The 14,092-nt window shown below is 61.3% G+C and carries 13 protein-coding genes; 9 read left to right on the top strand and 4 right to left on the bottom strand.

Annotation, left to right across the window (positions count from 1 at the left end):
* Nucleotides 1-57: 57 nt before the first annotated feature.
* The gene (locus tag BLW71_RS34025) at nucleotides 58-960 is read right to left on the bottom strand and encodes a LysR family transcriptional regulator (protein ID WP_091807499.1); all 903 of its coding nucleotides are present in this window, start codon (nucleotides 958-960) and stop codon (nucleotides 58-60) included.
* 431 nt (nucleotides 961-1,391) lie between these two features.
* Between BLW71_RS34025 and BLW71_RS34020 the strand changes: the two genes are divergently transcribed.
* The 4 genes from BLW71_RS34020 to BLW71_RS34005 all read left to right on the top strand — a co-directional run bounded on the left by BLW71_RS34020 (nucleotide 1,392) and on the right by BLW71_RS34005 (nucleotide 6,670).
* Nucleotides 1,392-2,126, top strand: coding sequence for a gluconate 2-dehydrogenase subunit 3 family protein (locus tag BLW71_RS34020; protein ID WP_091807497.1), 735 nt, complete (start codon nucleotides 1,392-1,394; stop codon nucleotides 2,124-2,126).
* Nucleotides 2,126-3,904 carry a GMC family oxidoreductase gene (locus BLW71_RS34015; RefSeq protein ID WP_091807495.1) on the top strand — a complete coding sequence of 593 codons (1,779 nt, stop codon included), beginning with the start codon at nucleotides 2,126-2,128 and terminating at the stop codon, nucleotides 3,902-3,904. Before BLW71_RS34020 ends, BLW71_RS34015 begins: the two co-directional genes overlap by 1 nt.
* Complete coding sequence (locus BLW71_RS34010; RefSeq protein WP_091807492.1) at nucleotides 3,901-5,271, top strand: c-type cytochrome; 1,371 nt, start codon at nucleotides 3,901-3,903, stop codon at nucleotides 5,269-5,271. Before BLW71_RS34015 ends, BLW71_RS34010 begins: the two co-directional genes overlap by 4 nt.
* 205 nt (nucleotides 5,272-5,476) lie before the next feature.
* Nucleotides 5,477-6,670 carry a porin gene (locus tag BLW71_RS34005; protein WP_091807490.1) on the top strand — a complete coding sequence of 398 codons (1,194 nt, stop codon included), beginning with the start codon at nucleotides 5,477-5,479 and terminating at the stop codon, nucleotides 6,668-6,670.
* 70 nt (nucleotides 6,671-6,740) lie between these two features.
* Here the strand turns inward: BLW71_RS34005 and BLW71_RS34000 are convergent, their stop codons facing one another.
* Together BLW71_RS34000 and BLW71_RS33995 are read right to left on the bottom strand one after the other, a co-directional pair.
* A complete protein-coding gene (locus tag BLW71_RS34000; protein WP_091807488.1) occupies nucleotides 6,741-7,583 on the bottom strand; it encodes a helix-turn-helix domain-containing protein in 843 nt (280 codons plus the stop codon).
* Nucleotides 7,584-7,719: 136 nt separating this feature from the next.
* Nucleotides 7,720-8,268, bottom strand: coding sequence for a carboxymuconolactone decarboxylase family protein (locus BLW71_RS33995; protein WP_091807486.1), 549 nt, complete (start codon nucleotides 8,266-8,268; stop codon nucleotides 7,720-7,722).
* Between the two features lie 234 nt (nucleotides 8,269-8,502).
* Here BLW71_RS33995 and BLW71_RS33990 point away from each other — a divergent pair, with 234 nt between their 5' ends.
* The 5 genes from BLW71_RS33990 to BLW71_RS33970 all read left to right on the top strand — a co-directional run bounded on the left by BLW71_RS33990 (nucleotide 8,503) and on the right by BLW71_RS33970 (nucleotide 13,045).
* Nucleotides 8,503-9,315, top strand: coding sequence for a serine O-acetyltransferase (locus tag BLW71_RS33990; RefSeq protein WP_286162182.1), 813 nt, complete (start codon nucleotides 8,503-8,505; stop codon nucleotides 9,313-9,315).
* Nucleotides 9,312-10,118 (top strand): alanyl-tRNA editing protein, encoded by an 807-nt coding sequence (locus BLW71_RS33985; RefSeq protein ID WP_286162181.1) that lies wholly within the window; start codon nucleotides 9,312-9,314, stop codon nucleotides 10,116-10,118. The genes BLW71_RS33990 and BLW71_RS33985 overlap by 4 nt, the downstream gene beginning before the upstream one ends.
* Nucleotides 10,115-11,341: an MFS transporter gene (locus BLW71_RS33980; RefSeq protein ID WP_091807482.1), complete on the top strand. Its 1,227-nt coding sequence runs from the start codon at nucleotides 10,115-10,117 to the stop codon at nucleotides 11,339-11,341. The genes BLW71_RS33985 and BLW71_RS33980 overlap by 4 nt, the downstream gene beginning before the upstream one ends.
* Nucleotides 11,338-12,270 carry a PLP-dependent cysteine synthase family protein gene (locus tag BLW71_RS33975; RefSeq protein ID WP_091807480.1) on the top strand — a complete coding sequence of 311 codons (933 nt, stop codon included), beginning with the start codon at nucleotides 11,338-11,340 and terminating at the stop codon, nucleotides 12,268-12,270. The genes BLW71_RS33980 and BLW71_RS33975 overlap by 4 nt, the downstream gene beginning before the upstream one ends.
* A 178-nt stretch (nucleotides 12,271-12,448) precedes the next feature.
* On the top strand, nucleotides 12,449-13,045 hold the full coding sequence (locus tag BLW71_RS33970; protein ID WP_091807478.1) for a putative pterin-binding protein: 597 nt from the start codon (nucleotides 12,449-12,451) through the stop codon (nucleotides 13,043-13,045).
* A gap of 20 nt (nucleotides 13,046-13,065) precedes the next feature.
* Here the strand turns inward: BLW71_RS33970 and BLW71_RS33965 are convergent, their stop codons facing one another.
* Nucleotides 13,066-13,983, bottom strand: coding sequence for a LysR family transcriptional regulator (locus BLW71_RS33965; RefSeq protein WP_091809210.1), 918 nt, complete (start codon nucleotides 13,981-13,983; stop codon nucleotides 13,066-13,068).
* Nucleotides 13,984-14,092 lie beyond the last annotated feature (109 nt).

The following is a 14,092-nucleotide window of genomic DNA, read 5'->3' as shown; positions in this document are numbered from 1 at the left end:
TCGCAGAGGACATATCGGCAAAGACATGCCTCCGCCGATTCGCGGCCGCCGCAGCGATCAAACGCCCTTGCCGAGAAACCCGACCAGCGCCGCCGCGCTCGCGCTCAACTGGTCGCGCGCCTTGAAGATCATGATGAGGCGTCGCACTGCCCACTCATCGCTCAGCGAGAGTAGGCGCACGTCGAGCGCATTCACATAGAGCAGCCCAACCTGCTCGGGCACGATCGCGATGCCGAGCCCGGCGTGCACCATCCGGCACAGCGCGTCGAGGCTGCTCACGCGGATCTTCACGTCGAGTTGCCGCCCCGCACTGGCCGCCTGCTGCGTGAGCAGTTGCGTCAGCGCGCTCTCGCTGCGCAGGCCGACTAAACTGTCGTCGAGCAGTTCGTCGAACCTCACGCGCAGCGCGCCGGCAAGCCGATGGCCGCCCGGCACCAGCACCGCCAGCCGGTCTTGCCGGTACGGCACCTGCTCGAACGCTTCGCTGCCGGCCACCGGATTGCAGATGCCGAAGTCCGCGCCATGCTCACCGACTATGCGCAGCACGTCGGTGCTGTTCTCCTCTTCCAGTTCGATCGACACTTCGGGAAACGCGCGTTCGAACGCGGCCACGTCTTCCGGCAGGAACTGCACGATCGAGGACAGATTCGCCACCAACCTCACGCGCCCCTTTGCGCCCGACGAGAAGCGCGACAGTTCCGCGCTCATCTGTTCGATATTGCCGATGATCGCCAGCGCGTAACGCAACACGGTCTCGCCGACCGGCGTCACGGCAATGCCACGCGACTGACGCTGGATCACGGGCAAGCCGATCACCGCTTCGATCTCGGCGATGCGCCGGCTCACGGCCGACGACGCAATGAACTCACGCTCCGCCGCGCGCGCGATGTTGCGCTCCTGGCAGACAGCGACGAACAGGCGCAACGAAGTCAGATCGAGCTTCTTGAGGAGGTTTTCCATTGTTGTTCCTTCACCTCCGGCGCGGCCGAGAAACGCGGTAGCGAACCCGGCATCGGGATGAAGGGACCCGGCAAACAAGATGGGCAAGTGTAACGCAGACGAATGCGCGCACCGGCAGCGTCCACGAGCCGCGCCTGCCGCTTCTTCCTCGAAGCAGACGCTCCCGGTCGTCCATTTGCCGCCTGTTGCGCACGCGCCGCAACCGAGTCGCGAAACCCACGCTCCGCACTCGCCACCGCCGTGGCTTACGCAAAAAATACCTTTGATTCAAAAGGAATTTTTATAAAAACCCCGCATTTCATCACTTCATGAAACAACTTATTGTAAAAAAGTTAAAAGACTTTGGAACCGGTTCCATTTAAGATACCGCCGGCATTCCGATGACTGCCCGGGGGCGCAATGGCGCGCTCCGATCTGGTGACTACAACAACATGCCTTCATCCCCTCTCAGCTCGCGCCGCGGCTTTTTGCGCACGGCTATTGCCCTCGTTCCGGCCGGCACGCTCGCCGGCTGCGACGTCAAGCCGTCCGCGACCAACGCCGCGACCGGTTCGAGCGCCAACGCGTCCGCAAACCCCACATCCGGCCCCGACTACAAGCCGCATTTCTTCGATGCGAAGGAATGGGCGTTCATTCACGCTGCGGTCGACCGTCTGATTCCGGCGGATAGCGAAGGCCCCGGCGCCGTCGAAGCCGGCGTGCCCGAATTCATCGACCGGCAGATGGATACGCCGTACGCGCATGGCGCGCTCTGGTACATGCAGGGTCCGTTCGCGCAAGGCGTGCCGGAACTCGGCTACCAGTTGAAGCTCGTGCCGCGCGATCTCTACCGGCTCGGTATTGCGGCGGTCAATGCGTATTGCGCGAAGACCTACGCGCATTCTTTCGACGCCCTCGACGCCGCGACGCGCGACACCGTTCTCACCGCGCTTGAGAAAGGCAAGATCGATCTCGTCGACGTGCCGGCCGCCACTTTCTTCGGCCAACTCCTGCAGAACACGCGCGAAGGCTACTTCTGCGATCCGATCCACGGCGGCAATCGCGACATGGCCGGCTGGAAGATGATCGGCTTCCCCGGCGCGCGCGCCGATTTCATGGACTTCGTCAATCAGAACGGCGCGGCCTATCCGTATGGCCCGGTGTCGATCGAAGGAAAGCGCAGCTGATGGCTACTCAAACCAAACCTCATGTCGACGCGGTGATCGTCGGCTTCGGCTGGACCGGCGCGATTCTCGCGAAGGAACTCACCGAAGCAGGACTGAACGTGCTCGCGCTCGAACGCGGCGAGTATCGCGACACCTACCCCGACGGCGCGTATCCGAACACGATCGACGAACTGACCTACAACGTCCGCAAGAAGCTGTTCCTCGATCTCTCGAAGACCACCGTGTCGATCCGGCATAACGTCGGCGATACGGCGCTGCCGTACCGGCAACTCGCGGCGTTTCTGCCGGGCGAAGGCGTGGGCGGCGCGGGGCTGCACTGGTCGGGCGTGCATTTCCGCATCACGCCGGAAGAACTGCGTCTGAAGAGTCACTACGAAGAACGCTATGGCAAGCGCTTCATTCCCGAAGGCATGACGATTCAGGATTACGGCGTCAGCTATGAAGAACTCGAACCGCATTTCGACTTCGCCGAAAAAGTGTTCGGCACCTCAGGCCAGGCGTACAAGGTCAACGGCAAAGTGGTCGGCGACGGCAACATTTACGAAGCGCCACGCAGCGACAACTTTCCGCTCGCCGCGCAACTGAACACCTATTCCGCCGAACGCTTCGGCAAGGCCGCGCGCGAACTCGGGTTGAATCCGTATCGTTTGCCTTCGGCGAATACGTCGGGGCCCTACACGAACCCGTACGGCGTGCAGATGGGTCCCTGCAATTTCTGCGGATTCTGCAGCGGCTACGCCTGCTACATGTATTCGAAGGCGTCGCCGAACCTGAATATCCTGCCCGCGCTGAAGCAATCGCCGAACTTCGAGTTGCGCTCGCGCTGCCACGTGCTGCGGGTCGACCTCGACGACACGAAAAAGCGCGCCAAAGGCGTGACGTATGTCGATCCGGCGGGCAACGAAGTGTTTCAGCCGGCCGATCTGGTGATCGTCGCGGCGTTCCAGTATCACAACGTGCATCTGCTTCTGCTGTCCGGCATCGGCAAGCCGTATGACCCGATCTCGGGCGAAGGCGTGGTCGGCCGCAACTTCGCCTATCAGAACCTCTCGACCATCACCGCGTTCTTCGACAAGGACACCTTCACCAATCCGTTCATCGGCGCGGGTGGCAACGGCATTGCGGTCGACGACTTCAACGCCGACAACTTCGATCACGGCCCGCTCGGTTTTGTCGGCGGTTCGCCGCTGTGGGTGAACCAGGCGGGCACCAAGCCGATCAGCGGCATCGCAACGCCGGCGGGCACGCCCAACTGGGGCGTCGACTGGAAGAAGTCGGTGAAGGACCACTACGCGCACACCATCTCAATGGACGCGCACGGCACCAACATGTCGTACCGCGACGTGTTCCTCGATCTCGATCCGACCTATCGCGATTCGTACGGCCAGCCGCTGTTGCGCATGACCTTCGACTGGAAGGACAACGACATCAAAATGGCCCGCTACGTGACCGGCCAGATGCAGAAGATCGCGCAGCAAATGGGTCCGAAATCGATCAACGTCTACACGCGCGAATTCGGCGCGCACTTCGACTCGCGCCGCTATCAGACCACTCACCTGGTGGGCGGCGCGGTGATGGGCACCGATCCGAAGACGAGCGTACTGAACCGCTACCTGCAAAGCTGGGACGTGCATAACGTGTTCGTGATGGGCGCGTCTGCTTTCCCGCAAGGTATCGGCTATAACCCGACCGGTCTTGCCGCGGCGCTCGCTTACTGGTCGGCGCGCGCCATCCGCACGCAGTATCTGAAGAACCCCGGGCCGCTGGTGAGCGTATGACGAAGAAAAACAATTTCAAACGCCTCACGCAGGCAATCCGGCGCGTGAGCGCGGCGTCGTGGTTCGCAGCCGCCGCGTTGAGCGCGACGACGTTCGCCGCGCACGCGGCAACGCCTCAGAACCCGAGCGACGCGACGTTGATTGCGCATGGCGAGTACCTCGCGCGTGCCGGCGATTGCATTGCGTGTCACTCGGCGAGCGCGGGCAAGCCATTTGCCGGCGGCCTGAAGTTCGACACGCCGATCGGCGCGATCTACTCGACCAATATCACGCCGGACCGCAACAGCGGCATCGGTGCGTGGACGTTCGCGCAGTTCGACCGCGCGGTGCGCGCGGGCGTAAAGCCGAACGGCGATACGTTGTATCCGGCCATGCCGTACCCTTCGTATGCACGCCTGAGCGAAGACGATATGCACGCGCTGTACGCGTACTTCACCCAAGGCGTCGCGCCGGTCAACCAGAAGAACCGTCCGGTCGATATCGTCTGGCCGCTGTCGATGCGCTGGCCGCTCGGCATCTGGCGCCATCTGTTCGCGCCCGAGCCGGTTTCATTCGACGCGACACACTACGCCGATCCAGTCATCGCACGCGGCGCCTATCTCGTGCAAGGTCTCGGCCATTGCGGCGCCTGTCATACACCGCGCGCGGCGACGATGCAGGAACGCGCGTTGAGCGACCTGGACGGTCCGGCGTTCCTCGCGGGCGGCGCGACGATCGACGGCTGGATTCCGTCGAGTCTGCGCGGCAATCCGCGCACCGGCATCGGCGCGTGGAGCGAAGTCGATCTCGTGCAATTCCTGAAGACCGGACGCACGCAGCACAGCGCGGCCTTCGGCGGCATGACGAATGTCGTGCAGCACAGCATGCAGCACATGAACGACGCCGATCTCACGGCAATGGCGCGTTATCTGAAGACGCTGCCGTCGAGCGATCCGAAGGAAACGCCGTACGTGTACGACGACAAGGCCGCGCGCGCGCTGCGCTCGGGCGACGCCACCGCGCCGGGCGCTGCCGTCTATCGCGACAACTGCACCGCTTGCCATCGCAGCGATGGTCGCGGCTACAACCGCGTGTTTCCGGCGCTGAGCGGCAATCCGGTCGTGCAGGGCAAGGACGCGACGTCGCTGATTCATGTGCTGCTCACCGGCAGTACGCTCGAAGGCACGAAGACTGCGCCCTCCTCGTTCACCATGCCCGCGTTCGGCTGGCGCTTGAACGATCAGGAAGTCGCCGACGTGACCAACTTCGTGCGCAACAGTTGGGGCAACACCGGCCAGACGGTCAGCGCGACGGACGTCGCCAAAGTCCGCAAGACAGTGACTGTGCACGCCCCCGAGTTGCCGCCCGGCGCTGCGTTGAGCCACTGACCACAGGCTGCCTCGCGTGGCGCGTCCCGCATTGGGACGCACCACCTGGGGCGCGCGGTGGTGAGTATCCGCTCCTGCTACCCCTTCCCCCGCTTCACGCAGTCCGCTCCGTTGGTCAGGAGCGGGTTCTGCCGTGCGCGGAAAAAAGAGAGATCGCCATTCAGGCGACTTGAGATAGACGTTCCAACCAGGACTGAAAACAACGATGAAAAAGCAATGGATTGCCGCACCCCTCTTGATGTCTTTTGCCGGCATTGCGTGCGCGCAGAGTTCTGTCGTGCTGTACGGCATCGTCGATGCGGGCATCTCGTACCGCAGTAACGAGCGCACCGGCACCACCGGCAACTATAGCGGCCACTCGAACGTCGCCCTGACGAGCGGCAACCTGTCCGGCAGCCGCTGGGGCATCAAGGGGCAGGAGGACCTCGGCGGCGGTTGGAACGCGCTATTTCAGCTCGAGGACGGCTTCGACATCACGAACGGCAAGACCGGGCAGAACGGTGGTTTGTTCGGTCGTCAGGCCTATGTGGGCATCGGCAGCCGGCAATACGGCACGATCACGCTGGGCCGTCAGTACACTTCGCTGAACGATTTCGTCGCGCCTGTCGCACCGGTCGCGATGGTCGGCGGCTACGGCGCGCATCCGGGCGACATCGACGATCTCGATCAGACCGCGCGCGTGAACAACTCGATCAAGTACACGAGCGCGAACTATTCGGGCTTCACATTCGGCGCGCTGTACGGTTTCGGCGGCCAGCCCGGCAGTCTTAAGCAGCAGAACACCTGGAGCGTGGGCGCTGCTTACGGCAACGGACCGCTGCATGTGGGCGTCGGCTACGAGCGCTCCGACAACAGCAAGAGCGGTCCGCTGGACACGACCCACGGCAAGTGGAGCGGCACGGACGACGGCCTGTTCAATTCATCGATCAATGAGGGCTACGCCAGCGCGCAATCGCAGCAGATCATCGCGACGGGCGCAACCTACGACTTCGGCCCGGCGATTGTTGGTGTGAATTACAGCAACGTGCAATACCGCTCCGGCGCCGACTCGCTATTCAAGGGACATGCCACGTTCAATGTCGCGGGCGTATTCGGACAATGGACGATCCGTCCGGCCGTGCAACTGTTCGCGGGCTACAGCTACACGCGCGGTGGTGAAGTGGACGGCGTGGATGAGCGTGCGCAATATCACAACGTGACGCTCGGTGCGCAATACGCGCTCTCAAAGCGTTCGACGGCCTATCTGATGGGCGGCTATCAGCACGCGTCGGGCGGCACGCTGGATGCGCTCGGCAATCCGGTCGCGGCCACCGCGTCGGTCAGCGACAAGGGCAACGGCCACTCGTCGTCCGCGCAATCCCAGGCGATTGTCAGTATCGGCTTGCGGCACAGATTCTGATGCTCGGGTGCGGCGCTGGGAAGCGCCGCCAGCTTTCAGCAGCGGTTGCGCCAACCCCTTGCGGACGGGGTTAGCGCGGCGCCTGTGGCGCCGCGTCGAACATCTCCAGATGACGCGCTTCCGTTTCTTCATCGGCGGGGAACATGCATTCGAGGCGCAGTTCCTGCGCCGCGATTGTCTGTGGCGTGCCCACGCTCGCGACGATCGAGAAGTACTTCAGGACGTGGCCGTCCCTGACGAAGCCAATCGGTATGACAGGCATGGCCGCCGGCGGATGGCCTCGCCCGAAGCTGGTTTGCACGGCCGGATAGGCACGCAGTTCGTCCAGCAACTCCCGCGTCCGTTCGTCGATTACACGCCCCACCGACTCCCGGTAGACCCGTTGGATCAGGCTGTCCGCCACGATTTGCCAGTCCGCCACGAACGGGCGCATGCCGCGCGGATCGAAAATCAGATGCAGCATATTGCGCGGCCCCTTGCGCGCCGCCATATCGATGAAGCAATTGAAAAAGCGCGGCGCCGCGTCGTTGGTCATCAGCACGTTCCAGTAGCGGTCCATGACCATCGCCGGAAACGGCTCATGCTGATGCAACATGCGGCCGAGCGCCTTCGTGACGCTCTGCATTTCCTGGGCGTTCCACGCGCCGTCCGCATACATCGGCGCATAGCCCGCCGCCAACAGCAGCGTATTGCGGTCGCGAAGCGGTATGTCGAGGGTTTGCGCGATATCCATCAGCATCTGACGGCTCGGCACACTGCGTCCGCTTTCAATAAAGCTGATATGACGTTGCGAGACGCCGGCCCTGAACGACAGGTCGAGCTGGCTGATGCCGCGCACGTCTCGCCAGTGACGCAACAGCACGCCGAGATCGTTCGGCGCCGCTTTCTTCAATGGATTCGCAGGATTCGTCATTCTCTCGCTCGCAAGTCGATTCAGACACTTGAGCGAGCGGGGAGCGTCCCGCTTCATGACGCGCCGCCCCCGCCACTCGAGCGTGGCTCGCCGGTCAGCATACTCGCTGGCGCGGCACATTACGTCGCTCGCGCGCTCAAGCCTGCCAGGCGTGAATCTGGAACTGCGCTTCCAGCGGTGGCTGCGCGATGCTGCCCACGTAGTTCGTGATCGTCGACGCCGCCGCGACCGCGAGTACTTCGAACACCTGATCGCGACGGAAGCCGGCTTCGAAGAAAGCGCTGATGTCGTGCCCGTCGAGATGTCCGCGCTTCTCGATCGCGGTTTTCGTCAGTGCTGAAAGCGCGGCATGCTGACCGTCCGCGGGCGCGCAGCCTTTGCGAATCGCATCGACGTCGGCGGCGGCGAGCCCCTCCTGCAGCGCCAATGCGGTGTGAAACGCCACCGCCCACGCACATGCGTTGGTCACGGCGTTGGTCAACAGCAGCGTCTGGATCTGCGCTTCCGTGAAAGTGCCTGCGTGGACTCTCTGGAACAGGTTGATGAAGGCGCCGATCAGCACGGGCGATTCCGCCATCGCCCCCGCGATGTTGGGAATGAAGCCGAAATTCTCCTGAAGTTGCCGCAATACGGGCCTGGAGTGATCCGGCGCGGAGTCGATGGTGTGAATCTGAAACGTCGACATGATATGTCCTCGATTGGAGCAAGCGGCTCGGGATGAACCGCGCGACAACCGAAGATTAGGCGTGTGGTCGAGACTCGCCAATTACCTCGCATGTAATAGAAATGGTGGGGTGGTTTGGTGAGCCTATGCGGTCATAGTTAGTGGATCTCCGGAATTTGGGAAATTTCGCACACCATGACAGGTAGATTTTGCGGCACACTAATCCATATGTATTCCTATACAGATTATAAAATCATGAGAGACATTCCAAATAACTCCATGGCATGTTATTCACCGCCAGCCTTTCTTCTAAATTCGAGCGGCGACGGTGTAGCACTGCCCGTCAACCAGACTCCTTGCTTTGATCTCCCGGTTGCAGATCTTCTGCGAGCCGCCCTGATAGAGTGCGCTCCACCGGCGCTGACCGCAGCAGTCTTCTCCCATCACTGTTTTGCGCATGCATGCGCGTCCGCGGATGAAGATCTCGACGCCCTTCTCTCGAAAGATCCGGCGCAGCGCGGGTCGACAATGGCCGCCCTCATGGGGTCCACGTCGTACAAAGCGATTCTGCATTACCGTCTCGCGCATGCGCTGATGACTATGGCCGATGTCAGCGCATTCCCGCGCCATGAACTGGAAGCCTATGCATCACTCGTCTCGGCTCGCGGCAAGCTCCTGTCCGGCGCAGAAATACATCCCGGATGTCAAATCGGCCGGCGCTTTGTTCTCGATCATGGCTGGGGTTCGGTCATTGGCGAGACCTGCGTTATCGGAGACGATTGCTACCTGCTAGGCGGCGTCACCTTAGGCGCCGCGGGTATCGCAAACAATCCGTCGTCCAGGCGTCATCCAACGCTCGGCGATCGCGTACAGATCGGAGCATTCGCGCGCGTCTTCGGCAACATTCAGATCGGCAACGACGTATTCATCGGCACGCATTGCTGTGTCACACAAGACATCGAATCGAATTCCATTGTCACGCTTCGGTCCGAGACGCAAATCGTTCGGGGTGGCACTGCCACGGCTCGCGTCACCGGATCGCAAGAATCGAGGTCAATCCACTCATGATTTCAATCGCAAGGTGCACCAACAAGCTCTACTATTCGGATAACTCTTTATTTCGAGTTAAAGCAATCGTTTCAAAGATCGGCGATGACTATGTCGAACTGGACGCCACGGTCGCCTATCCCGAAGGAGGAGGTCAGGAGTCGGATATCGGTACGCTAACGCTGCTGGATGGCAATGCAATCCGGTTCATTCACGCGCGCAAGATGTACGGACAACGCGCCAACATTCCCGACTTTCCGGACATCCAGACAGGAGGTGTCGTCGAGCATGTGATTCATGCCGAGGACGTCCAACATCTCGCGACGCTGACGAAGGGAGACGAAGTACAGGTCAGCATCGATACGCTGCGCAGGGCTCGACTATCCTTGAGCCACACGGCGTCGCATCTGGTGTATCTGGGCGTCGGCAGGATTAGACCCGATGCCGTTGCATGGACGCTGGGATGCCATATCCGGCCTGACGGAGCGCGCTTCGATTTCGCCGTCAACAACCGTTTTACGCCGGAGGAAGTGCTTGCTATCGAGCACATCGCCAACGACTTTGTCGCTCGCGGCAGCGCAGTTCACACCTATGCGCATCCGAACCATGTCGACGCGCGTTATTGGCAATGTGAAGACAATGTCATGCCCTGCGGCGGCACGCACATCGGCAGCACAGCGCCCATAGGGCGTATCCATGTTCGTCGCAAGAGCATGGGATCCGGGAAGGAACGCCTGTCATGCCAATTCGACAATGCGCGCTTCGACACCGCTTCGTTCCATGACGGAAGGTGTCACAACACTCTGGCGGGAATTCTGCCATGAAGGGCATTGACGCCACGTCGCGGTTGAGCCAAGCCAACCAAGGCAAGCTGCCCGGCATGACTTATCTTCTCGCGCTGTGCCAGGCCATTAACCTCACGGCGGCAGTGGTGTCCGTCACCATAGCCGCGCTGGCAGGTGACATGCTCGCGCCCGATCACGCTTGGGCTACGGTCCCATATGGCGTCCAGTTCGCGGCGGTAGCTGTCTTCACTTATCCGGCCGCAAGTTTCATGCGTCGCCATGGTCGAAAAAAAGCGTTTCTGCTCGGCGCAATGTTTCTGATTGCAGCAGGCGTTATCGGCTATGACGCGACCACGCGGCACGGCTTTTTGCAACTGATCGCCGCGCACGGAATGCTCGGCATCTATGTCGCTTTCGCGAACTTCTATCGTTTTGCCGCCGTTGACGGACTTGCACAACCCATGCGCCCGAAGGCCGTATCGCTAGTGGTAGCCGGTGGCCTCGTTGCCGCGATTAGTGGCCCTCTTCTGTCGATCGGACTGAAGGATGTCGGAGGTTTTGCAACGTTCTCTCTCTGCTATGCGTCTTTTGTTCTGCTGGGGCTCATCACCATTGCGTTAGTCGTGTTCTGGCGTCCAATTGACTCTCCCCCAACCGCTATTCAATCGGTTGACTCACCCAATGTCGCCACATCCCGCATTGCACCCGCGATAGTCGCCTCTGCGTCGAGCTACCTGATTATGAATCTGCTGATGGTTCAGGCGTCGCTTCTCATGAAATGGATGTGCGTCTCGTTCGATGCCAGTTCGCTTGCCATTCAGGGTCACGTTATCGCAATGTTCGCACCATCTTTCGTGACCGGTGCGATCCTGGTCCGGGTCGGCCACCGTAACTGTCTTCTCGCCGGCTACCTATTGTTGGCATGTGCGGCGGCGCTGGGTATCTGGGCCGTAAGTCTTTGGGCGATGGTCGCGGGGCTGATCTTACTCGGCGTGGGATGGAATTTCGGCTACGTCGGCGGCGGCGCACTGTTGGCCTGCACTGTGACTGACCGCAACCGACACCGGATGCAGGGCATCAACGATTCCATCATCGCAATCTGCGCAACCGCTGGCGCTTTTCTCCCAGCCGTACTGCAAACATTGATCGGCTGGCGAAACACAAACCTGCTCTGCCTCGCTCTTTGCGCGGTTGCCGGCGCCTTCACGTGGGTGTGCATGCGAGAAGCCCCGGCGCGGAATGCGGAGGCGCTTCCGTCATGACGGTCAACCTGGTTCATACGCGCGCTACCGCCGACATTGCCATCAGCAACGACTTTCGGGTCACACCGCTTCGCGAGATTCAACCCGGACTTCTTCTCAAGTTCGAATGCGACAATCCCGGCGGCAGCCACAAAGTACGCGCGGCTCGCTATATTGTTCGCAGTGCAGTCGAAACCGGCGACATTGTCCCGGGACAAACCACCGTGATTGAAAAAACCGGTGGCAACTTTGGCTTCGGACTCACGCTCGCATGTCAGGCGTATGGCGTGCCTGTCGAACTTGCAGTTGGGCTGGGCTTCAGTGCTGTCAAACGCCGCTGTCTCGAACTGTACGGCGCCCGGCTTATCGGACTCGACATGCTCGAACGTGGTGCGACACCGCGTGAGGTAGTGCAATGGCATTTAGAGCACGAGGCAGAAAATGAGCGCAGCTACTTCTATACCGACCAATTTCGCAACCCTGCCAGTGTCGCCGCCCACGAATTCGAGACCGGGCCCGAGATCGCAGCGCAACTTAAAGCGTGGCCTCTGGTAGAAAGACTGACCTTTGTTTCGTGCGCCGGCACGGGTGCCAGCCTCATCGGAATTGCCAAAGCACTGACACTGGCGGGGTATTCCGTCACTGTCGTCCTGGTGGAGCCGAAAGGATGCGACTCGCGGAACGGCATATTTTCGGATCACAAACTCGAGGGAATGTCGGTAGGCGTCGTGCCGCCCTTTCTCGATTGGGATCTGATCAGTGAGATCAGGACCGTCTCGCACGACGAGGTCTTGAACACACGCAAATCCTTTGCACGCACGTCCGGCTTTCTTGCGGGCAACACGGCTGCCGCATGCCTGACCATAGCGAGCAGTCTGGCGCGAGACGCCACCGCCGATCACAAGATCCTGTCCGTCTTTTACGACCACGGCCTATGGTACGTCCGCTAGGTTCCCGGTTTGAGGGTATCGAGCCGACTCGATGCTGACGGGTCCCTGGTGCGACAACGCCCGCGCGTGGGTAAGGTGTTTGTATTCGTAACACCCTACGCCGCAATCTGCCTGACAATAGAGACCGCGACGATCTGCCCCCTCACGTCGCCCCACTCATTGTCCGGAGACCACGCAAATGAACAAGCGCCAGTTTCTAAACAGCGCGGCTCTACTGAGCGCGGCTGCCGCGCCCGCATTCGGCGGCCAGCCTGCCCGCAAGCAAGCCTGCGCGGCATCGCCCGTCATTCTCACGATCAGCGGCGCGATCAGGCGTCACAATCGTGGCGCGCTCGACCCCGCGTTCGACCAGCTGCTCGCCAAGCATCAGGTGAAGTTTTCCGAAGCCTATGGCGTCGATTCAGCATTGATCGCCAGCATGCCGGCCGTGACGATCAAGCCCACCACGGAATACGATTCCCGCCAGCACACCTTGAGCGGCCCATTGCTCACTCACGTGCTGGAGCATGTCGGCGCCCCGAGCGCTGGCAACACGCAAATCGTCATGCACGCAGTAGATGGCTACGCAGTGGCGACGACACTCGACAAGGTGCGCGCCTACCAATTCATCGTGGCGACCCAAATGGACGGCAAGCCGCTGCCGCTTGGCGGCGTCGGCCCGCTATGGGCAACCTACGACGCGGACAATATCCCCGAGTTGTCGAACAAACCGCTCAAGGACCGCTTCGAGCTGTCACCCTGGGGGCTCTATCACCTGCAGGTCACAGCGGCGTAACGGCACGCCGCCGTCCGCGACTAGCGCTTGCCCGGCGGCAAAAACTCCATCTGCTCTTCGACATACAGCGCGTAAATCAGCTTCAGCATCGCGCTGATGTCCTCCGATTCGTCGAGCATGCGCGTACTCATGATGATGGGCGAAACGAGGTTCGGGTCGTCCAGATTCATGTAGCTCACGTCATCGCGCTTCAGGCCATACACGCTGCTCGGCACGATCGCGACGCCTTCCCCGGCGGCCACGAGGCCGAGCGCAATCTGCAATTCACGCGTTTCGTACAGCCGATGCGGTTTGAGCGAGCGGTCATGGAACGCCGCGAGCACCTGATCCGCAAAGCTCGGGCGCGGTGCCTTCGGGAAAATGATCAGCGTCTCGCCGAGCAGGTCGTGCAGGGACAACTCGGGCTTCGACGCCGTGAGCGGATGACCCACCGGCAGCGCCACGATCATGCGCTCCTCGCGCAGCACGACCCGGCGCACGCTCGGATCCTCGTGACGAATACGGCCGAAGCCGACATCGATACGCCCTTCTTTGAGCGCCTTGATCTGATCCATGGTGGACAGTTCGTGGAGGCTCAACTCCACCGCGCTGTTTTCGTCGCGAAAGCGGCGGATGATTTTCGGCAGCATGCCGTACAGCGTCGAGCCGACGAAACCCACCGACAGGCTGCGCTCGATCTTGCCCACACGCTTTGTCATCGATTCCAGTTCGGCGGTTTGCGCGAGCAACTGCACCGCATGCGAATAAAAGAAGCGCCCGGTGTCGCTGAGATTGAGCGGACGTGAGCCGCGCTCGAACAGCAGCACGCCAAGCGACTCCTCCAGTTGCTGAATCTGCCGGCTGAGCGGTGGCTGTGCAATGTGCAGACGTTCGGCAGCGCGGGTGAAATTGCGCTCCTCGGCAACCGCAACGAAATAGCGTAAATGGCGCAATTCCATGACCATACCTTTTAGATATGAACGCGATACTAAAACGGTGTTGGACGCCTTAAACGCACGCCAACTATCCTGCACTTGCCCCTGAATTCCACGCAGATTATACCTTTCA

Source organism: Burkholderia sp. WP9 (genome assembly GCF_900104795.1).
Lineage (GTDB): Bacteria > Pseudomonadota > Gammaproteobacteria > Burkholderiales > Burkholderiaceae > Paraburkholderia.
The sequence above is the reverse complement of the archived record's forward strand: the minus strand, read 5'-3'. Positions and strand labels throughout refer to the sequence as shown.